Consider the following 26,314-nt stretch of genomic DNA (forward strand, 5'->3'; position numbering starts at 1 on the left):
CTTGCGGCGGCTTATTTCCCACGCCGGCTACCTTTGGCTGCCGCCGATGTCTCTTCCGTTGGCGAGGGCGCCGGCAACGGTAAGCGCCGTCTAAACCCAGAGGCGGGATCATCAAGTGTGCTCATTCCCGCTTCCGAGATCACAAGTCCTAACCGCCCACCGATAGCCAGAAAAACCGCCCTGCGAACTGAGGTGTATCCCAGTCGCCGAGGATGAAGGCCCGTGTTCGATCGACCCACGCCCATGAATGGGCGAAGCCATTGTGCGCGACAAGCGGCGCGTACACCGGTTCATCAGTACCGCTGACGGCGTGATGAGCGCGCTCTAGCCGGAGAGCGACACGGCGTTGCGCGTGGCCGTCGCGCCCCTCGAGTACCCTCAAAACGAACCGGCGCTCATGCAGCGAGGTCGGTGCCCACCGGGTGACATCGAACGGTCCGGTGAGGGGGAACGCCACGTTTCCAGGCTGTCTTAGTTCGTCAGCGACGGTCCTTTCGGAGAACCCGTAGAGAGTGAATCCGTGCCTTAGAAGCCGAACCAAAGCCGCCCCTGCACGGTGCCAAGACGTTCGAAAATGCGGCATCACCGCACGCTTGTAAACACATCCATGTGCTGACGTTGGAGGTCGCGTAGGGGACTATCGTCATCGAGGACTTTCGACAGGCCCGACCCGATCTTGTCGCCAGGGGTGTCTCCTCAAGCACTCTCCGCCAGACGAGGCCAGTTGATGTGGCGCAAGAGCCCGGACTTTTCGGGCGTCGATCATGATCGGCCTCTCCTTCAGCACGCCCGTCGAGACATGGCTCGGTTGTGGCAGACGCTGCCAGCCCATCAACCCTGTTCCGCACAAGCACCGAGAACAGGGTGTGACGGGCCGGCCTCCCGCGCCTGCCCCTGCCGCCTCGCCCTCGACGGAGGGGGCGAGCTAAAGGAGGCACCAATGACCAAAGATCGCAGACGCCAAACACAAGTCGATATCTACGAGCGCGTCACTAACCAGATTATCGCCGCCATCGAGGCCGCCGGTGATTACCGGATGCCCTGGCATCACGACGGATCGGCCATCACCACGCCCGTCAACATCGCCTCAAGCAGGACTTATCGCGGCGTCAACATCCTCTCACTCTGGGCTGCGGCCCACGCGGCCGGCTATCCCACCGGGATCTGGGGCACTTACCACCAATGGCAAGCGCTCGGCGCTCAGGTTCGTAAGGGCGAGCACGGTCACCTTGTCGTGTTCTGGAAGACCCACGATCGCGACAAAACGGAGGACCAAGCCGACGACGCAAATCGTGACGAACCCGCCCGGTCCATGTTTGCTCGTGGCTACTCGGTTTTTAACTGCGCCCAGGTTGACGGCTACACACCGCCCGAGAGCCCGGTGTTGCCGGAGGCGAAGCGGATCGATCGGGCCGAACGGTTTTGCGCAGCTCTAGGGATTGACATCTGCCACGGCGGCTCGCAAGCCTATTACCGCCCGGCTATGGACCAGGTGCAGATCCCAAGGTTCGCGTGTTTCCGCGATGCGGTCGCCTACTATGCGGTGCTGCTCCACGAATGCGGCCACGCTTCTGGCGCCAGCCACCGTCTCGGCCGCGATCTCTCTGGACGCTTCGGCTCGGCCGCCTATGCGATGGAGGAATGCACGGTCGAGCTTCTGAGTGCTATGATTTGCGCCGACCTAGGTCTCAGTGTCGAGCCGCGTCCGGACCATGCTCGCTACATTCGGTCCTGGGTCGACGTGATGCATTCCGACAAGCGCGCCATCTTCACTGCTGCCAGCAAAGCGCAGGAGATTGCCGACTGGATGCATGCACAACAGGCCAAGCAAATTGAGGCAAGGGGCGCCGACTAGGCGTCCCTTTCAAGAGAAAATGCCATGGATCATCACCTCGCAAGTGAAAATGCGAGGTGATGAATGGGTGCGCCGAAGGCGGTGGCAGGGCGCGGTGTTTGGAATGGCCGGTTGCCGACGCCGCGGCAATCGGTCCCTTGAATTTTCTGAAGAAAGGGCGTCGGCAAATGAAGTTATGCTGGCTCGCCGCATGACGGCATCTCTGTCGCTTAGCACGCTCTACCGAATAAAAAGTTGCCGACAACAGAGGGAGCTGTGGCCCATGGCGAAGTGCGCTTACGCTGTCCGCAGAATCTGGATTTGTTCGTGAACTCTGCGAACCGTCCGTTTCCCTTTGCGCCTTCCTTCATCATCTAAAAGCTTGCCACCTTTGTCCGAGCAAAGGCAACGCAGCCGGCATTCTGACGATCACGGCAACTGCGGCATGTCTCCCTCGGCAATGTACCAAATCCAAGGCGTCATCTCCGGTCGTGCCTCGATCATTTCCGTCAATGCCCGCTGGTAGTTCCCACCTGCACCGGCCAACACGATAAACATCGCAACCGGGCAGGGTCGCTGTTCCGGCAGGGTGACCGACACGATTGGTTGCTCGTGTGAGAGGTTGAAGCGTAAGCCTTTGACGAACTTGCGTCGCAGCCCTGCCAGTCTGTTCAGAAGATGGCGCTCATGGACGTTTTCGAGTGGGATCCAGTTCTCGTTCACGACCATCATCGCGACTTCTTCGACGGCTGCAACCCCGGATGCCGAAATCCCAAACGTCGCGATCATGACGAGGTGCAATTCATCGTTCGAACGCCACAATTCAAGTTCCGTGTCGTATCTGGCGTTCAACCGCTTCCATGCTTGGTCTTCAAGCATGAAGGGAAAGGGCAGATGCCGAACCGCGATCCGGTGTCCGACGCGTGCGGGGATGAACTCCTTTACTTCCGCAACAGCGATCATCAGTTTGCGCGGTCCTGTCCCGGACGCTTGCGCACCGCGAAGCGCGGTTGCTCGGCGTGCGGCAATTGCTTCCTTGTCCTCCTGATGGAACGTCTCCGGCACAAACAGCACATCGCTGAGCTGTCCGCCGCGGGTCGTCATCTGCGACGCGGCATTCATGAGGCTCGTGCGAACCCGACCCCAGCCGCGCTTTCCAGCCCAGGAGGTATGCCATTCGGTCAATTCTCCCACTTCCCACAGATAGTGCAGCGTTGCGCGCAACGAGAGCTTCTCTGGCTCATTGCGAATGGCGGACTCTTGCGGACCCGCCGATCGAGATGCGGCCGCTCGTGGACCTTTCTTCGTCAGCGAAAAATCGATCTTCAAGCTTGCTCGCCCGTTCGCATCGACCTGGATTGCATTGCCGATCAAAGGCCCGAGGCCGGATAAATCATAGGGAGGTTCAAAGGATGGGCAAGCCGGGTCATGATTGCGCCCGGTAAGCGGCATGCGTTTGACGAGGTGTTGCTCATCGAGCCGCGCGATGTACATCGCAACCGGCGGTTCGTTACACTGGCAATATGGCCGAAGCCCCTGTTCATAAGCAGGTGCAAGAATTGCCCGGAATTCGCTCGATTCCTCCTCGAATAGCCTGTCGCCGATCAGAAACCGCCGCACATTGAGCCTCCGCTTCCCATTCAATGGGCCCTAAGGGTCAATGACGATGTAGCATGGATTTTTCGGTTATACTATATTAAAAACGATAGTATACAATGGATGGGATGGCGCCACATGCTGTCGCCACGGAGATGAAGGCGGTGCCAAAAGTAAATTTCTCGCCGCAGCATTGGCAAGCGTCTTCATGGATGCGACGTCGATCCACCTTCACGTGGCGTTGGCTTTCATCCCATTCCCTGGAGCATGATAATTGTAAGGAAAGCTTTCGTCGCTACTGAAAACACAACGGTTTCTAGCGCTATCGGAGGTTCGGCGACTTGCCGGGTCGCCGAGGGCCCGTGCTTGCTAGATCGCGGTAACGCTCTTCAAACGCGCTGCAACCGGAGCGCATAGCGACCTTTGCGAATCGATGAGATTGGGCCGGGCCGAAGTCGCTCCAGCTCCGGGACATAATCGGGGAAGCAACCACAGAAATGGGCAATCGGCGATGTCACCGCGGCCGGCAGCGAATCCATCTGGCTCAGTCGACGTGGGCTATCCCGCTTCGTGTTGATTTCGAGGTTGCGAGCGAACATGGCTCGATGAGCAACCTCGACGCAAAGATGGTTTCCTCACGTGTCAAAAGAACAAGGAGAAATTTTTCGCCGGAGCGATCGGCTGCCTGGCGAACGCGAGGGGCGTGACCTCGAGCCGTAACTCCTGGCCGCGCGGCACGACGTCGGTCGCTCAGGACGATGGATGGCAATTGGCGCGCGTCTGACGCGGCAACGCAGCTAGGGGCAGCATCGTTGAAGTTCGCTTGTCGATCTCGGCGATGGCCGGGGCGGGGACTTGCAATCCAGTTTGCGGGCGTTGTGGTCACCGCGACCGCGCAATGTGCATCCGAGAGATCTGGCGGCAGTCCATGCTGCTCGCTGCTTGCAATGGCAGAGACCGGGACGCGCGTTATCGTAGGGCGGCGTGCCCAGTTGAAATGTGCCGCGGTCTTATGAGGTGCCGGCGGGTGGCCGGAACGGTCTGTCGCCGGCGTCGGTTGCACTAGATCATTCCCTCTTCTACATCGCCCTTTAGCCGACCGCCTGCCTTTCCGGTCAACCCCTGAAGGGGTACGTCTCACCCAAATATTCTGCAAAATTCCATTTTTGGATCACTGCTGGGCACCGGATGCTTTCCTCCAGCAAGCATGACAAACGCGCACGCGTTTTTTTGAGCAGAACATGGAATTTAGCAGAATATTTGTGCGAGATGACCGCAGCAGATCGGCCGTCTCCTCGCGCGCTATCGGGAATGGTCCCGAGCAACCGAAGGAGACAATACCATGGCCACCACGATCGCAGCTCTCACGCAGAAGACCGATGGCACTCTCGAAGGCGTTTTCGCCACCATCCGAGTGAACGCGCCGATCGCTATCGTCCCCAACGCCAACAAAACGAGCGAAGAGGCCCCTGACTATCGCGTCATCCACCGAAAGACCGGGTTCGAAATCGGCGCGGCGTGGAACCGTATCGCCCGCCAGACCGGAGAAGAGTACCTCTCCGTGAAACTGGAGGCTCCAGAGATCGGCGTGATCTTCGGCAACCTCGCACAGGCTCCCGGCGGCGATCCGAACCGCAAGGTGATCATCTGGAATAACCCAAACTGAGCCACCAGCGCCGGTCCCGATCAATCGGGACCGGCACCCGCTCGTTCTGAATGCGACCGATCCCGAGCGGGATGCCCACGTTTGTACCCAGAAACAGGACGGGCATCGAGCCCGCACCTGTTCTTTTACCCTGCCACACGAGATGAAAAACTATCTGCTCAGATCGCCAAGTCTGCCGCGAGGAATCGTGCCGCCTAAAGGACGAGCGGTCCCCCCGAAATGCTCCGCATTCCGGCTCCCCCACTCGCCGGCTCGGCCGGTCGCATTCGCGATCCTTGACCCGGCCCAATTCTCGCGGCCGGCGGCGTCATCTTTCCCAACAGCCAAGGAGATGACGAAAATGACGGTTGCACTGGAAGCCCACATCGAGGAATTGCGCCGCGAGCTGAACTGCTGCGACCCGGCTGAACGCGCCCAGATCCAGGCCGAACTGGAACAGGCCTATGCGGAGCTTGAGGTCATCGTAGCCGAGCTCGAGGGCCGCGTCAGCAGCGAGCCTCCCTTCTAGGGAGGCTTTCGCCAGGCTCGCATTTACGGCAAATCCAAGAATATAGCAGATCGCCAACCCGCGCTCGGGTTCCTATGCGACGAGCGATTTTTCCCGGAAATCCGGGGACATCATCGCCCCCTGTCTTGGTCAGTAACGATCACCCAGGGCGACAAGCCGCGCTTGGTCCTCCTCAACATTAACGACTATGAGCCCTGATGCGCGTCCGAAGCGCGCTCGGTCGGAACCATCGAAACCATTTCCAACAGCCTCTTTGCGGACTTCGTAAGTGCCGTCGACGTCTTTTGGTCGAGGACGAGCGCTTGCCTGAATAATCCGACGCAGGCAAACCTTGCCGATGGTTCGCTCTTCAGACCAAACAGGTCCGCACACCAGTTGCCGAAAGATCGGACGTTCCGGGTTGGTGAACGGCTTCGAGAGCATCGGGTAGAGCAAGCGCGTTCAAGCGCAGCACACACCTCACTGCGATTGCTTTAAGCTAGATCCCGATCGATTTTTCCACCGCGCTCGAACCCGATTTGGACCATTCCCAGATGAGGAACTTGTGGGTCGACCTTAAGATCCTTGCCAAGGGCGCGGGGTCGGCAAGGACATTACCGCTCGCGTCACGAAGACAACTTGGGCTCGTATCGGCGGCGCTGACGTCACTCAAGCCGGATGTCGGACGGGGCAATAAGCACGGGTAATGGTTGCCTTGGCGGGGAAGGTTAAATCCGGACAAAGCGGTTTGCCTTGGCTGCCTGATCCATGTCCTTCCGCCGAAAATATATCGCGCGCCCGCAGCGGATTGGGCTATGACCTTGCACGATAATGATCTGCTCGTCTTTGCGCATCGACTGCGTGATCTCGTGCGTCATGATCAGCGGTCGGCGCTGGAGATTGACGCTTTCGGATAGGCGCGATCCTGCGTTTTTTGGGCCCCAGCCAATGACGCGTGAGCCTCTCTTCACCTCGACCGTCATCTCGCCGCATTGGGCCGAGACGCTGCGGGCCGTGTCGAGCGCTTTAATCGCGGCATAGCTGGCAAAGGCGCAGCCGTCGATCCACGACGTCGCGCCATCCCTCCCGAAATGCCGCTCCAGTTGTCCGACCGACTGGTACATAAGCATCATGGAGATTCCGTACTTTCGGCCGCGATCACGCGCCTCTTCCAGCACCCGCATGTAGCCGAGCAGATCGACCTCATCGAGCATGAACAGCGCACGGCGCTTGAAGGTGCCATCGGCCTGCACCATTGCGTTGATCAGCGAGCCGATGATCACGCGGGCGATACCCGGATAGGAGCGCAGGATCGATGCCGGAATATTGATGAACACGTCATTCTTGCCCGCTACGATGTCGCTCGACCTGAACGCGTTCCCGCAGACAAGCGCCGCGTAGCTGTCGAGCGACAGCCATTGCGTGTCCTTAGAGGCCGTGGAATAGACGCCGCTGAAGGTCTGCTCAGTCATGTTGGTAAAGACGCCCAGCGTTTCGCGGATGAAGGCCGATCCCGAATGGTCCTGGATGTCGCGCAGCATGGCGAGCACAGAGGGTTCTGGCTCGGATACGATCTGCCGGAGACTGCGTAAGTTCCGTCGCCCATCATATTCGGGCGACAGCATGACATGGGCGAGCAGACCGGTCAGCAGATTGTGTGCCTGGTTCTGAAAGTAGGAGCCAGTCGAACTTTCAAAGCGCACGCTCTCCGACAAAAGCATGTGAGCAATGCCGACGATGTCCTCTTCCTTGTGCTTCGATGTCTCGATGCCGTCGAGTACGTTGAAGCCCATGATCGGGCTCGTCGGATCGAGCACCATCACCTCGCGGCCGAGCGCGCGGGTTCTATGCTCGACCACCATTGGCGCGACCTCGGTCGATGGATCGAGGCAAATCAGCGGCCCGGTGTAACGCAGCGCCGTGGGCACGACGTTGCTGGTGGTCTTGTATCCACCTGACCCGGCAAAGAAGAGCACGTGCGTTGAATCGAAATCCTGTTTGTAGGTCAGCAATGATGCCTTGCCGCCCTGGCCCCATGTTGCTGGATCGTTCGGATCGAAAGGTAATTGATGAACGACTTCCTTGTCGACCCGGTAACGCTCGCCAACGACGAGCTCGCCATCTGGCGGAAACAGCTTTCCCGCCGCGGTCATCGACAGCCAGTTCGCGTCCCCGAAGATCCCGCGCTTGGCTCGCTTCACCGGTTCTGGAACAACCGTGGAGATGCGCGCGCCCACCGCCACCGCCAGGAAGCCGGCCACCAAGCCAATGACGGCGACGATGTCGAGATAGGAGAGTGCCCGGTCCCACGAGACCGCACCGCTCGCCACGTACGGCGCGAGCCGATCGAACTCGCGCAGGACATAGAAGCCGGCCACGAACAGAAAGCAGACAAGGTTCACTATCGCGATCGACCTTCGCCGGTGCAGCGGCAACGCACAAACGGTCAATGATCCGACGACCGGCCCAAGCAACAACGCGGGCAGGGGCGAGGCTCGTAGGAACCAGTATGATGTTTTTCCAGATAGCTCGCCGGCAAGCTTCGGCCAGTGCCAGCCGACGATGTAGACGGCAAAGGCGGTGACGGCAATTGGCGCCAGAACGAGAAGCAGGCTGGGATGCAGTCTTTCCTTTAGTGCCACTTCGCCGCCTCCTCGATGTGAGATGATCCTCTATCATGCGAAGTCGCCTTGAAGGCTTGCTCACCGATATCGCACAGCCGCCGATGCTCGTCGGTGCCGGGCACGACGCTTGCCAGTTCCGTTAGGCCACCAAGCAGAAACGCTCGGTCGGCCCCCGCGAGACCCGCTCTGACGACGATGCCACCGAGCAGGAATTTCTGGCGGGCCTCTCGTTTGCGATCATTCGTCATGAGAAACCTCCGCCGTCGTTCCAGACCCGCCACCTGGCTGTCGACGCGACGAAGCTGTTGCGCCAGCAGTCCCCTTCTTCTCCTCTTTGCGAAATCGCGCGGCAATCTGTTCGAAGATCGCGTCGAGTACTTCCTCCGTGATCTCCATTTCCGCCAATCCCGTTTTTGTCGCGGCGCGCGCAAACCGCTCGGCGGATTTTACGATTAGCGTTCGTCTGCGCTCGCGCAGCTTCTCGATCTGGGCATCGATATCAGAGAGCGATGATTTTACGGCCATTCCAGCGTCCCTCGTGTCGGAGCAATCTCACGGCGATAGTTATACTATCTATTTAGTGATAGTAAAATAGGATAGGTTGCATCACCCCGAAAAAGCCGCAGCCGGAATTTCGGCATCGGCCGTCTTTACGGAAGAGCGGCATCGGCCCTCCGGTCCGATCGGTTTGAGGGCGCAATATACGTCGCTGGCGCGACGTGCTTGAAAGCTTCGGAGACACTCGTGGCGATCATGTTCGTTAGAGCGCAGGTGATCAGCAGGGGAGCGGGGCGCAGCATCGTCTCGGCCGCCGCCTACCGCCACCGCGCCCGGATGACGGACGAGCAGGCCGGGACGTCCTTCAGCTACCGTGGCGGCGCGTCGGAGCTGGTGCATGAGGAGCTGGCGCTGCCGGACCAGATACCTCTCTGGCTGAAGAGAACAGTCGACGACAAGACCGTCGCGGAGGCCAGCGAGGTGTTCTGGAATGCGGTAGATGCGTTCGAGACGCGGTTGGACGCGCAGCTTGCGCGGGAGTTGATCATCGCGCTGCCCGAGGAGCTGACGCGGGCGGAGAATATCGCGCTGGTGCGCGAGTTCGTCCGAGACAATTTGACGTCGAAGGGCATGGTCGCTGACTGGGTCTATCACGACAAGGACGGCAATCCGCATATCCACCTGATGACGACGCTCAGGCCTATTACGGAGGAGAGGTTTGGGCCGAAGAAGGTCCCAGTCCTGGGCGATGACGGAGAGCCGTTGCGTGTCGTTACGCCGAACAGGCCGAACGGCAAAATCGTTTACAAGCTCTGGGCCGGCGACAAAGAAACCATGAAGGCATGGAAGGTCGCGTGGGCGGAAACGGTCAACCGCCACCTGGCGCTGGCCGGCCATGAGCTCCGTCTCGACGGCCGCTCCTATGCTGAGCAAGGCCTCGATGGGATCGCGCAGAAACACCTCGGCCCGGAGAAGGCGGCGCTCTCGCGCAAGGGTGTCGAGATGTATTTCGCGCCCGCCGATCTAGCGCGGCGGCAGGCGATGGCCGACCGGCTACTCGCGGATCCTGCGCTTCTCCTCAAGCAGCTCGGCAACGAACGTTCCACCTTTGACGAGCGCGAAATCGCCAAGACGCTGCACCGCTATGTCGATGATCCAGTGGACTTCGCCAATATCCGCGCGCGGCTCATGGCTTCGGACGACCTCGTGCTGCTGAAGGCGCAGCAGATCGACACCCAAACGGGCAAGGTGACAGAGCCGGCGGTGTTCACAACGCGGGGGATCCTGCGCATCGAATATGACATGGCGCAGTCAGCCGAGGTTCTGTCGATGCGAAAGGGCTTCGGCGTCTCCGGTGCCAAGGCCGCCGCCGCCGTCCGAAGCGTCGAAACGGCCGATCCGAAAAAATCCTTCAGGCTCGATGCGGAACAGGTCGATGCGGTACGTCATGTCACGCGCGATAATGCCATTGCGGCGGTCGTGGGGCTTGCCGGCGCCGGTAAGTCGACACTGCTTTCGGCGGCCCGCGTCGCATGGGAAAGCGACGGCCGACGGGTGATCGGCGCGGCCCTAGCCGGCAAGGCTGCGGAAGGGCTGGAGGACAGTTCCGGGATCCGGTCGCGCACGCTGGCGTCCTGGGAGCTTGCTTGGGCCGGGGGGCGCGAAACAATGGAGCGCGGCGATGTGCTCGTCATCGATGAGGCCGGCATGGTGTCATCGCAGCAGATGGCGCGTATCCTCAGGGCTGTGGAGGACGCAGGCGCAAAAGCCGTGCTGGTCGGCGACGCGATGCAACTGCAGCCGATCCAGGCGGGTGCGGCGTTCCGGGCAATCACCGAACGGATCGGCTTCGCGGAACTTGCCGGCGTGCGGCGGCAGCGTGATGTCTGGGCGCGCGATGCTTCCCGTCTCCTTGCGCGCGGCAAGGTCGAAGAGGGCCTTGATGCCTACGCGCAGAGGGGCTGCATTGTCGAGACCGAAACCAGGGCCGAGATCATAGACCGCCTCGTTGCCGATTGGGCCGACGCCCGCCGGGACCTGCTTCAGAAATCTGCCGTGGGCGAGCATCCGGGACGTCTTCGCGGCGACGAACTGCTTGTGCTTGCTCACACCAACGATGACGTCAGAAAGCTGAATGAGGCCTTGCGCAAGGTCATGATCGACGAGGGCGCGCTGACAGGTGCGCGCCAATTCCGGACGGCACGTGGGCTTCGTGAGTTTGCCGCGGGCGACCGGGTGATCTTCCTCGAAAACGCCCGCTTCCTTGAACCACGAGCAAAGCGGCTTGCTCCCCAATATGTCAAGAACGGCATGCTTGGCACGGTTGTTTCATCCGGCGACAAACGCGCAGACGCGCTGTTGACGGTACATCTCGACAATGGCCGGGACGTCGTGTTCAGTGAGGATAGCTACAGCAATGTCGATCACGGCTACGCCGCGACCATCCACAAATGTCAAGGCTCGACCATCGACCGAACCTTCGTGCTCGCCACCGGGATGATGGACCAGCATCTGACCTATGTGGCGATGACCAGGCATCGTAACCGCGCCGATCTCTACGTGGCGCGCGAGAACTTTGAACCGAAGCCGCAATGGGGGCGTAGCGCACGTGTCGATCATGCAGCCGGCGTCACCGGTGAATTGGTGGAGACCGGGTCGGCCAAGTTCCGGCCGCAAGATGAAAATGCCAAACACAGCCCCTACGCCGATGTGAGGACGGACCACGGTACCATTCATCGACTTTGGGGCGTGAGCCTGCCAAAGGCACTTGAGGAGGGTGGAATCTCGACAGGCGATACTGTGAGGCTCCGCAAGGATGGCGTCGAAACGGTCACGGTAAGGGTGCCCGTCACTGATGAAAAGACCGGCAAGAAGCGTCTCGAGGAACGTCAGGTCGAACGCAACGTTTGGACTGCAACCCAAATCGAAACTGTCGATGCGCGCAAGGCGAGGATCGAACGGGAAAGCCGGCGGCCGCCTGTGTTCAAACAGCTTGTTGAGCGCCTCGGACGATCCGGCGCCAAGACAACGACGCTCGATTTCGAAAGCAAGGAAGGCTATCGGGAGCATGTCCTTGATTTTGCCCAGCGGCGTGGCATCGACACGCTCGCCCGGGCCGCTGCGGAATTGGAGGAGGGCGCGGCGCGGCGGCTGGCGTGGCTTGCGGAGAAGCGGTCGCGGTTGGCGAAGCTCTGGGAGCGAGCGAGCATAGCGCTCGATTTTGCGATCGATCGGGAGCGGAGCGTCTCGTACAGCGAGGAGCGCAGAGTATCCTTGGTTGCCGGCATCCCGTTGGGCGGAAACTATTTGATTCCACCGGCCACTGAGTTCGCCCACAGCGTTGAAGAGGATGCGCGTCTCGCGCAGCTCGCCTCGCAACCGTGGAAGGAGCGCGAGGAAATACTCCGGCCGGTGCTGCAGAAAATCTATCGCGACCCGAGTGGCGCGCTGTCGGCGCTCAACGCTCTGGTATCAGGCGCAGACGTCGAGCCGCGCAAGATTGCCGAAGATCTTGGCCTTGCACCCGAACGCCTTGGCCGATTGCGCGGCTCTGACCGCATGGTCGATGGCCGCGCCGCTCGAAACGAGCGCAACGAAGCTGTGGCCACATTATCGGAGCTGCTGACTTTGGCGCGCGCGCAAGCAACCGCGTTCCGCAGGCAGGCGGAGCGCTTCGCCAGCCGCGAGCAACAGCGGCGCGTCCATATGGCATTGTCCATTCCCGCGCTTTCGAAAAAGGCGATGGCGCGTCTCGTCGAAGTCGAGGCGGTCCGGGAGCGCGGCGGGGTTGATGCCTACAAGACGGCCTTCGCCTATGCCGCTGAGGACCGTTTGCTGGTGCAGGAGGTAAAGGCGGTCAACGAGGCGGTGACCTCGCGCTTCGGCTGGTCTGCATTCACCGCCAGGACCGATCCGATCGCCGAGCGAAATGTTGAAGAGCGGATGCCGGAAAATCTCGCCCCTGAGCACCGTCAAAAACTGGTGCGCCTGTTCGAGGTGATCAGGCGTTTTAGCGACGAGCAGCATCTCGCAGAAAAGCAGGATCGCTCGAAAATCGTTGCCGGCGCAAGCATCGAGTTCGGAAATGAAGCAGTGCCCGTGTTGCCCATGCTTGCCGCCGTCACTGAGTTCAAGACACCTGTCGCCGATGAAGCGCGGGAAAGAGCGCTTGCCGTTCCCCATTACAATCATCATCGCGCCGCGCTCATGGATGCGGCGACACGCATTTGGCGCGATCCGGCCGGCGCGGTCGCCAAGATCGAGGAGCTTGTCGCAAAGGGTTTTGCCGGCGAGCGGATTGCCGCAGCGGTCACCAACGATCCGGCCGCCTATGGGGGGCTGCGCGGCTCCGGTCGCCTAATGGACAAGTTGCTTGCTCCCGGCCGGGAGCGGAAGGCTGCGCTTCAGGGCGTGTCGGAAGCAGCAAGCTGTGTCCGTTCTCTCGGAGCGTCTTATGCCGCGGCGTTTGAGGCCGAGACCAAGGCTATCGCCGCAGAGCGCCGGCGTATGGGGGTCGCCATTCCCGGCCTATCGCGGAAGGCTGAGGATACGCTGCGGCAGTTGACGGCAAGAATGAAGAAGAAGAGTGGCGGGCTCGACGTTGCTGCGGGTTTGACCGATCCGACCGTCGCCCAAGAATTCGTCGCCGTCAGCCGGGCGCTCGACGAGCGCTTCGGCCGCAACGCGTTCCTGCGTGGGAACAGGGACGTTTTCAACTTTGTGTCGACAGCGCAACGGAATGCATTCGAGGCAATGCAGGAGAAGTTGAAGCTTCTTCAGCAGATCGTGCGGGCAGATAGCGGCCAGAAGATCGTTTCCGAGCGCCAACGACAGGCGGTCAATCGGGGTCCTGGTGTCGAGCGGTAGAGGCAATTCAAAGAGCTTCATTCACTCAGGTGTCTCGGCAGCCGGTCCTTGCTGCACGGCGCGGCAGCGAGTTGCTCCGCAGACCGAACCGAAGAACGGGGTTGGAATCCGATGACGTTTCTCCTTTGGCATCAATCCGGTGCAAGTACACGCTCCGGTTTATCAATCAGGCGATAGAATTCTACGAAAAAAAACCTTTGACAGACACGGGAACCGGTCGGCCGGGTGCCACCCAACGTCTTTACCTGTAAATTCCGGTAGCGCGGCCAAGGCTACCTGCAAAAGCGTCCAGATACCGTAAAAGGCGAGGGTGTCCTGCGCGTCTATCCGAAAATGCAAGCCCTCGTCCGTCGGCCTCAGCGTCACGCGTGCGTCACCAAAGTCCAGCGACCGATCGACCCCCGTGGCGCCGATCGGGCTCCAGTATTCGCGGTAACGGGCGAAGACCTCGCTTACGCCCTGTTCCGCATTCTGGACTGCTACGAACGCTTCTGCGGTATGCTTGTACATCGGCACTCCTTGCTGCAAATCCTCGCGTGCATTGAATTATCAATTTCGGCTCTCGGCTGCTTCGCCACCTTGGTCCTGCACGCTCGTGGCACGGTTTTCGATACAGATCGCTGATGTATGACAACTCATGCGTGTCATATTCATGCACGCCTTGGTCGAGCGCTCGACTACTAATTCTATTAGTCGCCTAAGGGCGGAAACTCGTGTCCAGTGGTCTGAAGCAGGTTTTCTTCGGAGAATGGAGATGGAGATACTAGCTGTGCCGGCTGCAGCGCGCGGAGAATTTGCTGACTTGATCGACTCGATGCATCGGCTGCGTGCGCGAGTCTTTGGCGACAGACTGGACTGGGATGTAGACATAAGGGACGATCGTGAGGCCGATGCTTACGATCAACTCAATCCCACCTATATCTTGGCCGTTTCTACCACAGGTGCAGTGGCGGGCTGCGCGAGGCTTCTCCCCGCTACCGGGCCGACGATGCTCGCCAATACGTTTCCGCAGCTCCTCTCATCGCGACGGCTCGACGCCCATGCAGGCATGGTCGAAAGCTCGCGCTTTTGCGTTGACACGGTGCTCGACGAGGGCAGGACAGGGGGAGTTCTCCATGGGATGACGCTTGAGATGTTCGCCGGCATCATCGAGTGGTCGATGGCGAACGGCTATTATGAAATCGTCACGGCAACGGACCTGCGGTTCGAGCGCATTTTGAAACGCGCCGGCTGGCCGATGCAACGTCTTGGTCAGCCGTGTCCCATCGGCAGCACGATGGCCGTAGCAGGCGTGCTTCCTGCCGACGCCGCGAGCCTTAATCGGATTCGCGCTGCTGCCTGTCGCCAGGAACACATGTGCACCACAACTTCGCTGCTTGAGGTGGCACGGCGTGGAACGGCGCCTTCTGCCGATTTAGCGCAAGCGGCCACACCCACAGAGGATGATGCAGGTCCTCACGAGGGATCAGATCACAACTGACGCTGCGCAATAGAGGAGAGGTCTTTGAATTCCGCGCGACCGCAGATCCTGATCGGTTCGACCGATGCGGATTACTATCTGCTACTCGTCCACATCCTGGAATCCGAGGGATATCAGGTCATTCTTGGTTCCGGGGTCGAGGAGATCGTCCATTTTGCAGGCGAGTACGATGTCGCAGCCATTCTTCTTGATTGTCGATCGGGAGAAAATTGGGCTCCCGCAGCCTGTGTAAAGCTGAAGCAGGAGCCGCGGACATTCGGGATTACGACGGTCGGGTTGATTGGCCCCGGTGCGGAAAGTCGGTTTATCGATCTGCTGAAAGCCGGGATTGACGAGAATTTCGTAAGACCGATCACTCCCTCTAAGCTGCTCAGCTTCCTGCGCGACCGTATCCTCCTTCCGCAAGTGTCGGATCCGATGGCGAACGACGGTCATATCCTCGTCTATGCAGGGATTGAACTGAATACCAACAGGCACAGCGTCAGGCGTCTCGGCATCAACGTCCACTTGGGACCGATCGAATTCCGGCTGCTGCAGTTTCTGATGGAGAACCACGAGCAGGCGTGCAGTCGCGCACAACTCATTGAAGCTGGTTGGCCGGAGCGCCGTTTCGTCGACGTCAAGACGGTGAATGTTCATATCGGTCGACTGCGCAAGGCGCTGAGCGTGACCTGCGGCCCTGATCTCATCCGCACGGTTCGATCGTCCGGCTACATGCTCGATGGTTCCAGTCAGGAACGATCGCAGTACAACCCGGCTCGGCCGGGCGAAGGGACTGGCGACTAGGACAGCCCCCTGGTTGACGAAAGGAACAGCTGTCATGGATCTGGTAATCCGAAATGGAGGTCTCATCACTGGCGACGGCAAGACGTTTCACAAGCGGGCTGCCGTATATGTCCGGAAGGGACGGATCATAGGTGTCGACGCCGCCGCAGGCGCTGAAATCGCGGCGCGAGAAACCATCGATGCGGCCGGCGGCATCGTTATGCCAGGTCTCATCAATGCACATGCGCACGGCTGTATTCGGGGGCCTTCCATGCCGAGCGGCTCGAAGCCATTTGCAGGCGATGATGTTGCCTATTTCCGGAACCGTCATCTTCTTCAGGGAACAACCACCCTTTTGAACGTCTGCGGTCTGGCCATGGCCGACGAAATAGATGTCGACAACGTAGAACGTCATGCCATGGATATCCGCGTTTCCACGGCTCACACTCCGAAAAACATCGCGGCGGCGCTTGTGGTCGACGGCAAGGGACTTTCAGCACGACACCTGAGCGCGACGACAGATGACCTGTTGGCCTGCGGCGCGGTCGCCCTTGGCGAGGCAGGTGGTGGGCAGACACTGGGTGGCGGCGCGCAAGAATACAGGTTCATCCCGCAAGCCTTTCTGCAAGAGTTCGGGGTCGAAGTGACACCCGCAGCCGCGAGGCGCTTGAAGAACGCGGTTCTTGGCCGCTATCTCGATCCGGCGGAAGGCCTGTCGAATTTAAAGCTGACTAACGAGTTGGAGTGTTGCGGTCTTTCCGGGCTCGCCGATGCGGATCGCGTTCGCGATATCATTACGCGATCGGTGATGCCTTCGGTTGCCCTCTCGTTGGCCGGATTCGATGAAATCGCACGCGAAGCCGAGCGGTTAGGATATCCCGCGATCTTCCACAATGCGGCACCATCTGCGAAGCGTCTGATTGCCGCGGTCGAGAAGCACCCGAAAGCACGTCTCGTCGCCGGTCATAGCAATCACCCGAGCTTTCTCCCGGAGGAGGCAGTCTCGAACGCCCAGAACCTGAGAGGGAAAGGGGCCATCATCGATGTTTCGACACTGGATTGTATAGGGACGCGCTGGCGCAACGATCCATCCAACCTTGACGCACTGATCGATGCGGGCTGTGTCGATACGATTTCGACCGATTTTGCCGGCGGGCATTGGGATGGAATTCTTGAAGCGATCCAGCGAATGGTCAGAAAGAAGCAATTGTCTGCGGCCGAAGCGGTGGCCCTTGCGACCGGGAATGTCGCGCGTGTCTTCACTCAAATGGCCGGTGACCGCGGACTGATTGAAAAAGGCAAGCGCGCAGACCTGATCGTTGTCGACCACGTTAATCTGAGCCGGGTCAGGCATGTCGTGATCGCAGGCCGTATAGTCGTCAGGAATGGCCGGCTTATCTGACCGCGGCTGCAGTTGCGAGATGTCGGCGCCGGATACGATCCGATTGACACAAAGTGCAGTAGTGGTCGAGGTCAGTCGATCAATCGCATCCTTAGGCGCTGGAGGAGGGGGACCGCATCTCCATTCTTAAGCGTCTCAAAAGCCTCCAGGACAGTATTTTGCGCCCTGGGAGAAAGCTTGCCCCGCGTCGCTGCCGAGAACTTATTGATGAGATCCTCCCAGTCTAAGGGACGCGCCTTGTCCCCGCGTGGCGAGGTCACCTTGGATGTGATCGATTTGCCATCGGTCATTCGCAGGCATATCTGCGCAAGGGTCTCACCCGGAAAACGGGCGTCGATCTCAGGATTAACCGAGAGACGAACCTTGCGGGCGAATTCGATGAGGTCCGGCCTGCCCAGCTGCGCACCACCGACCGGCGCCAGCGCCGCAGCTCCATCGACAACAGCAATCGCTATGCAATAAGGCAGACTGTATTGGATCTCCGTCAATGTATTGGGAGACACGGTGTTTGAAAGTCGGAGAGCCCATTGAAAGGTCTGTACTTCGATTGATGCGATTTGTTCGGTCCTGATGTCAGCACCTGACGAAAGCGCCGCGAAGGCATCAAGAGCGGGATGGATGTAGCGGCAGCAGGAATAGGGTTTGAAATAGACCCTCGAGATCTCAGTTGGATCACCCAAGTCCGCTATGATGCTCGGCCGGTCGAAGTGCGACGCATGATCGAGCAGATCCTGCGGCCCGGTAAATCCCCGCTCCGCAAGACGCAAGGCGGTCAGGCCCGTCAGGACACTCCAGGGAATACCCTCCTTGACGTCGTTCCCGGTGAGATTGGCATAGCCGGAGCTGCCGTTTGCCTCCTGGTTTGGCGCGAGGACCCCGGCTACAGCGAGTGCGTGTGCGAGTGCCGGGGGATCGGTTCTGTAGAGGCGGCCGGCCGTGGCCGCGGCAGCATAGCCGGTCCAACGTCCCGATTGTCGGCTTTTGATAGCTTGCGGGTTCTGCGCCACCGCGATGCGAATTCCGGTCTCGTATCCGAGAGCGATTGCGGTCAGGAGATCATCGGCGGATGAACCATTCGTAGATGCCACGGAGAGTGCTACGGGTATCACAGCCGCACCGGGATGACCGCGCGCGGCGCGATGGCCGTCGTCGAAATCGAGTGCGGAGGCTGACGCGGCGTTACAGACTGCCGCAGCAGTGACCCCGAGACATTCACCCGTAAACCAGACTGAAGCCCGGCCGCTTCCAAAATCTTGCCGGGCGACCGCGCGCATTGCGCGGGCACTCGGAACATCGCAGCCGACGACGTAAGCGGTGACTGCATCCACAATACAGCAGGCGGCACCTAGCCTCAGTTCGGGCGGCAGAGCATCGGAAGGATAATTCGCCAGATAATCTGCAAGGATCTCGGTGACATACATCAGCCTTCTCCGTAAAGCTTCGGCTGCCTGGCGTCAGTTCCTGCTAGATGAGTGGACGGATGACCCCGCGCCCCCCTCTGGCGAGAACCAGGTTTCGTAAACATGAGCGGCGACGTAAAGGTCCAGCATAGGCAGGCCAACGCACGTGATGAGGATCGGGAATTCCGATCCGCCGCCCGAGTCACAGAAATCCGTTAAGTTCATGACACCGAGCGCTGGGCCAAGCTGCTCCAATGTCGATCCCTTGCGCGAGAAATAGAGCGCCAGGCTTTGCGAGTTTCGCCGCGACACCATCGAAACGTCATCACAGAGCGCCAGTCCGGACCGAAGAACTTTTTGGATATGGCCGGACGGCGTCTCGTCTCCCCCAAGATGCAGGACAACGGCATTTGGGCAAATTTCCGCGCTGTCAAACACCGGTGCGCTGGCATTGGTAGCGGTGATGACAAACCCGCAACCACGCAGCCTCTTATTATCCGCGACAGCCTCAAGCCGAATTCGAGGTGACTGTCTGTGGCTTTTAACGAGTTGGCGCGCGGAAGCGCCTGAGCGGCTGCGCACGAATATCTTCGAGACGATGCCGGCTCCGAAATGATCGAGCACTCTGATGATCTGCTCGGCAATGGGGCCTGCTCCAAAGAGGAAAACAGAGAGTTCTTCTGATTTGGGGAAGAAAAGTTCAAGCGCCATTGAGGCATAGGTTGCCGTTCTTGCAGCAGAGATATCGGTTCCGTCCATCACGCAAAGCGGGCGCAGCGTGAAGCTGTCTAGCAGCAGGATCGTCGACGTCGAACGCGGCTGACCCAGTCGACGGTTTATCGCATTGGCACCGACCACCTTCACGGCCGCATATCTGGCCCCGACGCTGGAAAGCGCAGAGAGCTTCCAGCCCAATCGCTCGCCTTGCAACGTATCGCGGTAAGCTTCAAACTGGGGTTGGTTCCATAAGGCGGCTTCGGGAAAGGACAAAACAGATTTCAGGCCATGGGCTTGGCCCAAGCGGATGTCGGACCAAGCTGCCCTGGCGGCATCGTGGAGCGCGGAGGCCTCGAGACGGACGCCGAGGCGCTTCATTTCCGCAAGTGAAATGTATCTGGGTGTGCTCTCCATCACCGTTCTCCGTGGAATTGCCGACGTCATGCGACCGGGAGCAATTTCGCATCTGGAACGGAGGGATTAAAGGAAAGGTTCGGATACATTTTTGTCGTCTTTAAATGAACGACTTCCGCCGCTGAGGCGCTACTGAGTAGCAACTTAGGCTCAAAGAAGATAAGCCGATGAGTGTGAAATCGTCGATCTCGTTGACCGAGCAGCAGGATTCGTTTGCCCGTTCCATTTCGGGATCCGGTTTCTACGGCGGGACAAGGCGGCTATTTGGTTTCTACCGGTGGACATAGCCGCGGAATCGTTGTCGCGGCAATTTTCTACGGCGCGCAGGACCACATCAGAAAATATGCTCGCACGTATGCTGGCGGGGTAAGATTCTTACAGCCCCGAGGCCCTCGTCAGATTGACCCTAAATCAGTCGCGTCGGCGGTGGTAGCTGCGGTTCTGCACGTGGGGCTCGTCGACTTCGGCTGAGGAGGGCAAGCCGGCGCGCAGCGAATGACTAGAGAATTTGGCTGCCCGCATTCTTCGCTGAGGTCGCTATGCAGGCCAGGGGGAAGGACCGTGGGGACTCCCGTCCCCAAGGTGTTGATTTGCGGTTGCAGGCTTAGCTTGCGAACAAAATGTGTCATGTCGGTATATGCCGGTATCAGCTGACCAATACGCGAAGGAGCGTCCGGAGCGATCCCGCCTTATCCAGCGCGTACACCTTATCAATGGCTTCGCAAGCACCGCTGTCTCCCACGACCGGGCTCGCAAGTCGCAAGAACTTACCCTCGAGAGCTGATTTCGGCATGGGGTTACTTGCCTCTCCCTCCGCAACGTCCACGTGCCTTTCGAAGATTTGTCCGTCGCGCAACTGTAACCAAGCGCTTGCGGCGTGAGCGCCTCGAGGCGAGGCGTGGCTGGTATGTGGCCTGAGCTCGATACTGTCTTGAAACCGCCCGGCGATCTCGTCATGAAGCCAATCATCCACGAACCAGTCGGGACCGGGCTCGACGCCGAATACGGCCATGGCTATGGCGTGCGGTGCGCTGAACTGTGCTGCCCACATGTCCCGTGGACGCACTTTGCAAAATGGCGGTTCGCACACGATCGGAGGCGCGGTCACGATCAGCTTGGCATGCAAGCCGTCGGCAGGATCAATGCCGGCCATACGGATGACGTCGCGGCTGGCCTGGACACTGCTTAGGATGAGTCGGCAGCAACTGAATGGCTTGAAGCCAACCCGAAGAATTTCGTAGGCGTCCCCCAAACCTTTGGTCAGTTTATCGAAACGGCACTCGTCGGCGCCCGCCATCCGCCAGAAACCTGTCTCACCCTCGAAGACATCCAAAGGCCCCTCGTAGCCGGCAGCGGCAAGGCGTGCGGCCAAGACTCCCATTTGCGCGGCCATGCCGAAGTTGTTCTTCGCCATCGAAGGCGCGTCTCCGTAGACGGTCTTCATGACGGACGCTACTGGCGCATTCGCAGCAGCGATCGCGATGGCATGCGCCGCTCGTCCGGCGTCGAGACGCATGAGTCTCGCGGCCGCGGCTGCTGCACCGAATATCTGCCAAGTCCCATGGCCGTGAATCGCCTTTCTGGGCTGGACGTGAGCCAGTGAGATGCCAACGCGGCAACTCACCTCATAGCCGATGATCACGGCCGCGAGGAATTCTGTGCCTGAAGACTTCGTGTGCTCAGCGACCGATAAGGCTGCCGCAATCACCGTGGCTCCGGGATGGCCCTTCTCGTAGATGTCGTCGAAGTCGAGCGCATTGATCAAAGTGGCCTTGACGAAGGCGGCCGCCGCCGGTTCGGCACAGCCATTGACAGGTCCGCCGGAGGAGGGTGCGACCTGGCTGTCCCCCCGTAGGTTTCTCAGCATTCCAGCCGTGGGCAGCTGGCGCCCACCGAACAAGCAGCCAAGGGAGTCCAGAAGGCAAAGCTTGCTCCTGTCGAAAACGTCGCTCGGAACACGAGCGAGTGCTTCCTCGGCGATGTAGCTGCCGAACGTTTGCGTGATGAAAGCGGTCATATCTGTGTCCGATTACCCGACGATGGCGATTGGCGGTCCATTTTCAGGTGCGCGTTGTCTACGTGCTACTAGAAGAAATTGGTGCCCCGAAGGTCTGCGCAGAGGAGCTGCAGGAGGAATTGCAACGATCACTGCGCCTGCAACCTCGGTCGACGCGTGCCTGATCGACAAACGAAACCTTGTGTGACGCGGCGGGAATGAGCTTGCGGACTACCCCCACACGGTCGAGATCGAGGTGTGCGGAAACCACACCGACCTGATCGACGGCGCGGGCTACAACCTGTCCCCAGGGGTCGCAGACGAGAGAGTTGCCGTAGGTGAAACGGCGATCTCCGTCCGCTGCAGTGTAGCCTCCCCACTGACCACAGGCGACGAAATAGACTTGGTGCTCGATCGCGCGTGCACGGCAGAGCACTTCCCAGTGGTCCTTTCCCGTCTGTAACGTGAAGGCCGCGGGCAGAATGACCACATCGACGCCGGCGTCTGCAAGCGCATCAAAGAGCCGGGGGAAGCGAAGGTCGTAGCAAATCGCACAGCCGATCCTGAAACCGCCGGATTCGTAGACGAACAGGCTTTCTCCGGGCGCAACGGTGGCGGATTCTCGATACATCTTGCCATCTGGCGCCTCGATGTCGAACAGGTGAACTTTGCGGTAGCGGCCGACCTCGTTACCTTCTGGGTTAAAGACGACCGTTGTGTTGTAGATCTTCGAACTCCCATCGACCCTTTCGAGCAAGCTGCCGCCGTGGATCCAGACCTTTTGCCGGGCGGCGAACGTCTGCAACATGCGATAGGCGTCGCCGCCCGGCATATGATCAGCCGCCGCCAGTTTCTCCGCCACCGTGCCGCCGGACCAGTCGAAATGTTCCGGGAGAACGATGAGATCTGGTGTATCGCGTGTGATTGCCTGCAGCATCAGGCTCTCGGCCGCGCGTAAATTGCTGTCGCGGTCGGGTTGGGAGTTCATCTGGACGAGGGAAATCTTCATTATACCATCCCATCCAGTTCGAAGATGGAATGGCCGGCCTCAAGGTAGGGCCGGAGCTTAAGGGAACGCTGTTGGCGCTCGAGGGCGACGTCCGCGATGCAGCGCATATCGGACGGATCGGCAACGAAGACACCCTCCGTATCTGCTAAGACCGCATAGCCGGGCAGCACGGCCGCCCCGCCGCATGCGATCGGGACGTTGATCGCGCCACCAATCTGGTGCCGGCGGCTGGTCGTCTTGGACGAGACTCCGCGACACCACACCGGGAAGCGGCTGGCGCGGATCTCCTCGATGTCGGTGCAAGGACCATCGACGATAATGGCGACAGCGCCACGCGCTCGGGCAGCAGCAACGACACCGCCGCCGACGCAGGCGACGTCGTCCCGGTCGACCCGGGAGATGACGAGAACATCTCCCGGGCGGAGCAGATCGATTGCCGTGTAGATGACGGCTCCATCACGGCCGGGCGCGGCGACCGTGACTGCCGTTCCAATTGCCTTGACCGGAAAGACCGGCGCAATTCCTGCCCCAACAAATCCAAGATATTCGAAGTGGCCGATGGTTGCGGTTTCGACTCCCTCAAGCAGGGTTCGCAATGCGTCCGGAATCGCTTGCAGCTGTTTTTCGATCTTGTAAGGCTGGGACATCGATGAACTCCGATCTGCCCTGTGGTTCACAAATCAGACCGGGCGCTCGCCGGATGTCGTCGTCCGATGCATAATCCGGATCGTGTTCGGGTCGAATGAATCGCGCCGGTGCATCGTGCAACGGTTGTCCCACATCACTATGTCGCCCACGCTCCATTTCTGGACGAAGACTTCCGGCGTGTTGGTGGTGTGCTCCCAAAGCCTTGAGATCAGGTCGTTGCTTTCATCGAGCGGCAAGCCGACGATCCACGCCCCTTCCGACGTCCCGCCAAGATAAAGCGCTTTGCGGCCCGTCTCGCCGTGGCTCCTGACCAGCGGATGAACGACGCCGCTCCACTCGCGAAAATCCGCGCTCGTCGGTTCGCCTTTCCCGAGGCGCAATTTTCCCGTTTTGTCATAGACGTTCTGGAAGAAGATCTGCCGCCCCTCAACAGCACTGCGTAGCTCCTCGGGGAGCGTTTCAAAAGCCTGGTAGGTCGACAGGAAATACGTGTCTCCGCCGGAAGCGGGAACCTCGATCGCCCTGAGGATGGCGCCGGCGGGCGGGCGTTCGTAGAACCATGTGTCCGTGTGCCACGTCGCCTCGCTGTTGCCGAGCGCGCCGCCCGGCTTGCCGTCCTTCATCACATTGCTGATCACCAGAATTTCGCGATGGATCGGGTGTCCGCCTTCCTGTAATTGCTTGGGATGGATGACGAAATCTCCGAAGTGACGGGAGAAGTCGACCTGCTGCTGGTCTGTGATATCGGTCGCCCGAAAGCGAATGACGCCGTATTGCAGCCAGTAGGATCGAACTGCCGCAATGTCCGCGTCGTTGTAGTCGGAGAAATCGAACCCGACGATATCTGCGCAGACGTTGCTGTCATTCTGGATTGCCGAAACTCTTGTTTTCATGTGTGTCTTCGCCTCTGTGTGGGAAGATCCCGGGCTCGGGATCACATAGAGCTTAGCGGAGTGATAAGTCGGCATTCCAATATCAATTCGTTTGCATTAATATTGGAATACAATGAATGTCACTATTGCTCCAGCAGTTGGACAGCGGAATGGGCGATGGCGAGGTCTACGCGGCAGCCGGCCGAGAGCTTCTCGAGACGGGTCGAGCGGATCATGGACTTCAAGGTGATCCCGCCATCGACGAGCATCCAGGCCTCGAGATAGGCGCCCAGATTGACGACCTTTTGGACGGTTCCCGTCAGGCGGTTTGCCGGTTCGTCGAGGGCCCCTGCCGCATCTGCGAGCCTAACGGCCTCCGGTCTGATACAGCAGAAGCGCACATCGTCAGGATCAACGTCCTCTGCCGGCTCGGCGGTGAGCACCGCCTTTCCCGCGCCGAGGGAAACCTTCAGCTTCCGATCGGCCCCGGTCTCTGCGGATGCCGGGAGGATATTGGACTTGCCTATGAAATCTGCCACGAAGGAGGTTCTCGGGCGGCCGTAGATATCCGCGGGCGCTCCTTCCTGCGCGACCACTCCGCCATGCATGACTATGATCCGATCGGACATGGCCATCGCCTCTTCCTGATCGTGTGTGACATAGATGAAGGTCATGCCGAGATCTTGCTGGATCTCTTTCAGCTCGACGCGCATCGCTTCCCGGAGTTTAAGGTCAAGGTTTGAGAGCGGCTCATCGAGAAGCAGCACCGACGGCGAGGGCGCAATCGCCCGGGCGACCGCGACCCGTTGCTGTTGCCCCCCTGAAAGTTCCTTCGGATAGCGATCCTCAAAGCCCTCAAGATGGACACTCTTCAAGGCTCGTGAGACACCGTCGGCGATTTGCTCGCGGGGCCGGCCCTGCATCCTTAGGCCAAAGCCGACATTCTGGGCGACCGTCATATGCGGGAAGAGTGCGTAGTTCTGGAAGACCAGTCCGATTTTCCGGGCTTCCGGCGGGACGCCTTGCTGATCGCGGCCGCGAATTCGGATTTGTCCGCTCGAGGGCGCTTCAAATCCGGCGATCATATTGAGGGTCGTCGTCTTACCACATCCGGACGGACCAAGAATGCTGACGAATTTTCCCTTAGGGATGGCAAGGCTGATATCGTCGACGATGCGGTTTGCACCGAACTGCTTGCTGACGGAAAGGAGTTCAATATCGATGGTGGTCATTTGCTACCCCCGTGGAATTGGGCGGAGAAGCCGCCGATCTTTTCGAAAAGGATGATTACGCCAAGGATGAAGAGGAGTGATGTGACATTCACGGCCGCAAGCACCGGATCCAGGCTGTATTCGAGATGATTGATGACGGTAATCGGAAGTGTCGTCTGACCGGGTCTGACCAGGAAGACGGAGAGCGGGATGTTGTTGAAGGAAATGATGAAGGCGAAGGTCATCCCCGAGAAGAGGCCGGAGCGGATCAGCGGTAACAGCACGTATCGGATCCTCTGCGTGACGCTAGCGCCCAATACGCGTGCCGCGCGGTCCAGCCGCTTGTCGAAACCAAACATCGCCGTGGCCGCCATGCGCACGACGTAGGGCAACGTCAGAATGATGTGAGCCATGACAAGGCCGGGTGTCCCTAGCAGGTCGTAAAGTCCAACCGAGGACAGGAACAGGACGACGGCCACGCCCTTGACGATTTGCGGGACCGACATGGGTGACAAGAGGAACGCCATGATGGCGGTATGCCCCGGACATTTTGCGTAGGCGACGCTGTAAGCTCCAAGGACGCCGAGCAGTCCGCTAGCGAGCGATACGATGACGGCAAGTTCGACGCTGAGTAGAAACGGATCGAGCCAGCGGCTAGTCCATAGTGCCGCGTACCATTGAAAGGTCCATTCGCTTGGGATGAACGTCACAGCCGAAGTTGGACTGAAAGAGGCCGCAACGACGACCAACAGCGGAAGAGTGATAAAGGCAAGGATGGCGACAAGCGCCATCCTGAACAGATATGTGAGCAGTCGGTTCATCGGAGCCT

Annotated in this window: 20 protein-coding genes and 4 pseudogenes; 10 read left to right on the forward strand and 14 right to left on the reverse strand. The window is 59.8% G+C overall.

Annotated features, from left to right (window positions below; translation table 11 throughout):
- The first annotated feature begins 940 nt into the window (after positions 1-940).
- A complete protein-coding gene (locus IB262_RS12160) occupies positions 941-1,855 on the forward strand; it encodes a zincin-like metallopeptidase domain-containing protein (RefSeq protein WP_192493603.1) in 915 nt (304 codons plus the stop codon).
- Between the two features lie 408 nt (positions 1,856-2,263).
- On the opposite strand, the gene IB262_RS12165 is transcribed toward IB262_RS12160, so the two are convergent.
- Positions 2,264-3,454, reverse strand: a complete 1,191-nt coding sequence (locus tag IB262_RS12165) for a DUF1173 domain-containing protein (RefSeq protein WP_112772579.1) — start codon at positions 3,452-3,454, stop codon at positions 2,264-2,266.
- Positions 3,455-4,772: 1,318 nt separating this feature from the next.
- Between IB262_RS12165 and IB262_RS12170 the strand changes: the two genes are divergently transcribed.
- The 3 genes and pseudogenes from IB262_RS12170 to IB262_RS35910 all read left to right on the forward strand — a co-directional run.
- Positions 4,773-5,096: a DUF736 family protein gene (locus IB262_RS12170; RefSeq protein WP_034800240.1), complete on the forward strand. Its 324-nt coding sequence runs from the start codon at positions 4,773-4,775 to the stop codon at positions 5,094-5,096.
- A gap of 340 nt (positions 5,097-5,436) precedes the next feature.
- Entirely contained in the window at positions 5,437-5,604 is a 168-nt protein-coding gene (locus IB262_RS12175; protein ID WP_167550717.1) for a hypothetical protein, read from the forward strand.
- Positions 5,605-5,653: 49 nt separating this feature from the next.
- Positions 5,654-5,889: pseudogene (locus tag IB262_RS35910) on the forward strand (prevent-host-death family protein); the annotation flags it as partial.
- 422 nt (positions 5,890-6,311) lie between these two features.
- On the opposite strand, the gene traG reads toward IB262_RS35910, so the two are convergent.
- Genes traG through IB262_RS12190 form a run of 3 tightly spaced genes read right to left on the reverse strand, consistent with a single transcriptional unit; the run spans position 6,312 to position 8,732 of the window.
- Positions 6,312-8,225 (reverse strand): Ti-type conjugative transfer system protein TraG, encoded by a 1,914-nt coding sequence (gene traG, locus IB262_RS12180; RefSeq protein ID WP_192493604.1) that lies wholly within the window; start codon positions 8,223-8,225, stop codon positions 6,312-6,314.
- Positions 8,216-8,455 (reverse strand): conjugal transfer protein TraD, encoded by a 240-nt coding sequence (locus IB262_RS12185; protein WP_192493605.1) that lies wholly within the window; start codon positions 8,453-8,455, stop codon positions 8,216-8,218. The genes traG and IB262_RS12185 overlap by 10 nt, the downstream gene beginning before the upstream one ends.
- Positions 8,445-8,732, reverse strand: a complete 288-nt coding sequence (locus IB262_RS12190) for a TraC family protein (protein ID WP_192493606.1) — start codon at positions 8,730-8,732, stop codon at positions 8,445-8,447. Before IB262_RS12190 ends, IB262_RS12185 begins: the two co-directional genes overlap by 11 nt.
- A gap of 219 nt (positions 8,733-8,951) precedes the next feature.
- On the opposite strand from IB262_RS12190, the gene traA reads away from it, so the two are divergent.
- Entirely contained in the window at positions 8,952-13,571 is a 4,620-nt protein-coding gene (gene traA, locus IB262_RS12195; protein WP_192493607.1) for a Ti-type conjugative transfer relaxase TraA, read from the forward strand.
- 162 nt (positions 13,572-13,733) lie between these two features.
- On the opposite strand, the gene IB262_RS12200 is transcribed toward traA, so the two are convergent.
- On the reverse strand, positions 13,734-14,081 hold the full coding sequence (locus tag IB262_RS12200; RefSeq protein ID WP_060529699.1) for a hypothetical protein: 348 nt from the start codon (positions 14,079-14,081) through the stop codon (positions 13,734-13,736).
- A 244-nt stretch (positions 14,082-14,325) separates the two neighbouring features.
- Between IB262_RS12200 and traI the strand changes: the two genes are divergently transcribed.
- Genes traI through IB262_RS12215 form a run of 3 tightly spaced genes read left to right on the forward strand, consistent with a single transcriptional unit; the run spans position 14,326 to position 17,218 of the window.
- Positions 14,326-15,051 carry an acyl-homoserine-lactone synthase TraI gene (traI, locus tag IB262_RS12205; RefSeq protein ID WP_082572933.1) on the forward strand — a complete coding sequence of 242 codons (726 nt, stop codon included), beginning with the start codon at positions 14,326-14,328 and terminating at the stop codon, positions 15,049-15,051.
- Positions 15,052-15,075: 24 nt separating this feature from the next.
- Positions 15,076-15,837, forward strand: coding sequence for a response regulator transcription factor (locus IB262_RS12210; RefSeq protein WP_177235740.1), 762 nt, complete (start codon positions 15,076-15,078; stop codon positions 15,835-15,837).
- A gap of 34 nt (positions 15,838-15,871) precedes the next feature.
- Positions 15,872-17,218 carry an amidohydrolase family protein gene (locus IB262_RS12215; protein ID WP_113136164.1) on the forward strand — a complete coding sequence of 449 codons (1,347 nt, stop codon included), beginning with the start codon at positions 15,872-15,874 and terminating at the stop codon, positions 17,216-17,218.
- A gap of 71 nt (positions 17,219-17,289) precedes the next feature.
- Here IB262_RS12215 and IB262_RS12220 read toward each other — a convergent pair whose 3' ends face one another.
- Both IB262_RS12220 and IB262_RS12225 read right to left on the reverse strand, forming a co-directional pair.
- On the reverse strand, positions 17,290-18,639 hold the full coding sequence (locus IB262_RS12220) for an MmgE/PrpD family protein (RefSeq protein WP_192339712.1): 1,350 nt from the start codon (positions 18,637-18,639) through the stop codon (positions 17,290-17,292).
- A 33-nt stretch (positions 18,640-18,672) separates the two neighbouring features.
- The gene (locus tag IB262_RS12225) at positions 18,673-19,749 is read right to left on the reverse strand and encodes an ornithine cyclodeaminase (protein WP_192493608.1); all 1,077 of its coding nucleotides are present in this window, start codon (positions 19,747-19,749) and stop codon (positions 18,673-18,675) included.
- A gap of 167 nt (positions 19,750-19,916) precedes the next feature.
- On the opposite strand from IB262_RS12225, the pseudogene IB262_RS35915 reads away from it, so the two are divergent.
- Both IB262_RS35915 and IB262_RS35920 read left to right on the forward strand, forming a co-directional pair.
- Positions 19,917-19,994, forward strand: a pseudogene (locus IB262_RS35915) (type II toxin-antitoxin system ParD family antitoxin); the annotation flags it as partial.
- Positions 19,973-20,119, forward strand: a pseudogene (locus IB262_RS35920) (type II toxin-antitoxin system RelE/ParE family toxin); the annotation flags it as partial. The pseudogenes IB262_RS35915 and IB262_RS35920, both read left to right, overlap by 22 nt.
- A gap of 41 nt (positions 20,120-20,160) precedes the next feature.
- Here the strand turns inward: IB262_RS35920 and IB262_RS35925 are convergent.
- The 7 genes and pseudogenes from IB262_RS35925 to IB262_RS12255 all read right to left on the reverse strand — a co-directional run.
- Positions 20,161-20,297 (reverse strand): annotated as a pseudogene (locus IB262_RS35925) (integrase); the annotation flags it as partial.
- A 98-nt stretch (positions 20,298-20,395) separates the two neighbouring features.
- The gene (locus IB262_RS12230) at positions 20,396-21,766 is read right to left on the reverse strand and encodes an MmgE/PrpD family protein (RefSeq protein ID WP_192493609.1); all 1,371 of its coding nucleotides are present in this window, start codon (positions 21,764-21,766) and stop codon (positions 20,396-20,398) included.
- 58 nt (positions 21,767-21,824) lie between these two features.
- Positions 21,825-22,754 (reverse strand): carbon-nitrogen hydrolase family protein, encoded by a 930-nt coding sequence (locus IB262_RS12235; protein WP_082584583.1) that lies wholly within the window; start codon positions 22,752-22,754, stop codon positions 21,825-21,827.
- The gene (locus IB262_RS12240) at positions 22,754-23,401 is read right to left on the reverse strand and encodes an RraA family protein (protein WP_192493610.1); all 648 of its coding nucleotides are present in this window, start codon (positions 23,399-23,401) and stop codon (positions 22,754-22,756) included. The genes IB262_RS12235 and IB262_RS12240 overlap by 1 nt, the downstream gene beginning before the upstream one ends.
- A gap of 33 nt (positions 23,402-23,434) precedes the next feature.
- Positions 23,435-24,295, reverse strand: a complete 861-nt coding sequence (locus tag IB262_RS12245) for a TauD/TfdA family dioxygenase (RefSeq protein WP_060643750.1) — start codon at positions 24,293-24,295, stop codon at positions 23,435-23,437.
- Between the two features lie 122 nt (positions 24,296-24,417).
- A complete protein-coding gene (locus IB262_RS12250) occupies positions 24,418-25,506 on the reverse strand; it encodes an ABC transporter ATP-binding protein (RefSeq protein WP_192493611.1) in 1,089 nt (362 codons plus the stop codon).
- Positions 25,503-26,306 carry an ABC transporter permease gene (locus tag IB262_RS12255; protein WP_192493612.1) on the reverse strand — a complete coding sequence of 268 codons (804 nt, stop codon included), beginning with the start codon at positions 26,304-26,306 and terminating at the stop codon, positions 25,503-25,505. The genes IB262_RS12250 and IB262_RS12255 overlap by 4 nt, the downstream gene beginning before the upstream one ends.
- Positions 26,307-26,314 lie beyond the last annotated feature (8 nt).

The organism is Ensifer sp. ENS02 (genome assembly GCF_014851885.1).
Lineage (GTDB): Bacteria > Pseudomonadota > Alphaproteobacteria > Rhizobiales > Rhizobiaceae > Ensifer > Ensifer adhaerens.

What these genes read in the sequence shown, in the direction of transcription:
- traI (WP_082572933.1), top strand. Translation starts at nt 14,326, where the DNA reads ATGGAGATACTAGCTGTGCCGGCTGCAGCGCGCGGAGAATTTGCTGAC.
- IB262_RS12240 (WP_192493610.1), bottom strand. Translation starts at nt 23,401, where the DNA reads ATGTCCCAGCCTTACAAGATCGAAAAACAGCTGCAAGCGATTCCGGAC.
- IB262_RS12225 (WP_192493608.1), bottom strand. Translation starts at nt 19,749, where the DNA reads ATGGAGAGCACACCCAGATACATTTCACTTGCGGAAATGAAGCGCCTC.
- IB262_RS12235 (WP_082584583.1), bottom strand. Translation starts at nt 22,754, where the DNA reads ATGAAGATTTCCCTCGTCCAGATGAACTCCCAACCCGACCGCGACAGC.
- IB262_RS12255 (WP_192493612.1), bottom strand. Translation starts at nt 26,306, where the DNA reads ATGAACCGACTGCTCACATATCTGTTCAGGATGGCGCTTGTCGCCATC.
- IB262_RS12160 (WP_192493603.1), top strand. Translation starts at nt 941, where the DNA reads ATGACCAAAGATCGCAGACGCCAAACACAAGTCGATATCTACGAGCGC.
- IB262_RS12230 (WP_192493609.1), bottom strand. Translation starts at nt 21,766, where the DNA reads ATGACCGCTTTCATCACGCAAACGTTCGGCAGCTACATCGCCGAGGAA.
- IB262_RS12245 (WP_060643750.1), bottom strand. Translation starts at nt 24,295, where the DNA reads ATGAAAACAAGAGTTTCGGCAATCCAGAATGACAGCAACGTCTGCGCA.
- IB262_RS12200 (WP_060529699.1), bottom strand. Translation starts at nt 14,081, where the DNA reads ATGTACAAGCATACCGCAGAAGCGTTCGTAGCAGTCCAGAATGCGGAA.
- IB262_RS12220 (WP_192339712.1), bottom strand. Translation starts at nt 18,639, where the DNA reads ATGTATGTCACCGAGATCCTTGCAGATTATCTGGCGAATTATCCTTCC.
- IB262_RS12175 (WP_167550717.1), top strand. Translation starts at nt 5,437, where the DNA reads ATGACGGTTGCACTGGAAGCCCACATCGAGGAATTGCGCCGCGAGCTG.
- IB262_RS12170 (WP_034800240.1), top strand. Translation starts at nt 4,773, where the DNA reads ATGGCCACCACGATCGCAGCTCTCACGCAGAAGACCGATGGCACTCTC.
- IB262_RS12250 (WP_192493611.1), bottom strand. Translation starts at nt 25,506, where the DNA reads ATGACCACCATCGATATTGAACTCCTTTCCGTCAGCAAGCAGTTCGGT.
- IB262_RS12215 (WP_113136164.1), top strand. Translation starts at nt 15,872, where the DNA reads ATGGATCTGGTAATCCGAAATGGAGGTCTCATCACTGGCGACGGCAAG.
- IB262_RS12190 (WP_192493606.1), bottom strand. Translation starts at nt 8,732, where the DNA reads ATGGCCGTAAAATCATCGCTCTCTGATATCGATGCCCAGATCGAGAAG.
- IB262_RS12185 (WP_192493605.1), bottom strand. Translation starts at nt 8,455, where the DNA reads ATGACGAATGATCGCAAACGAGAGGCCCGCCAGAAATTCCTGCTCGGT.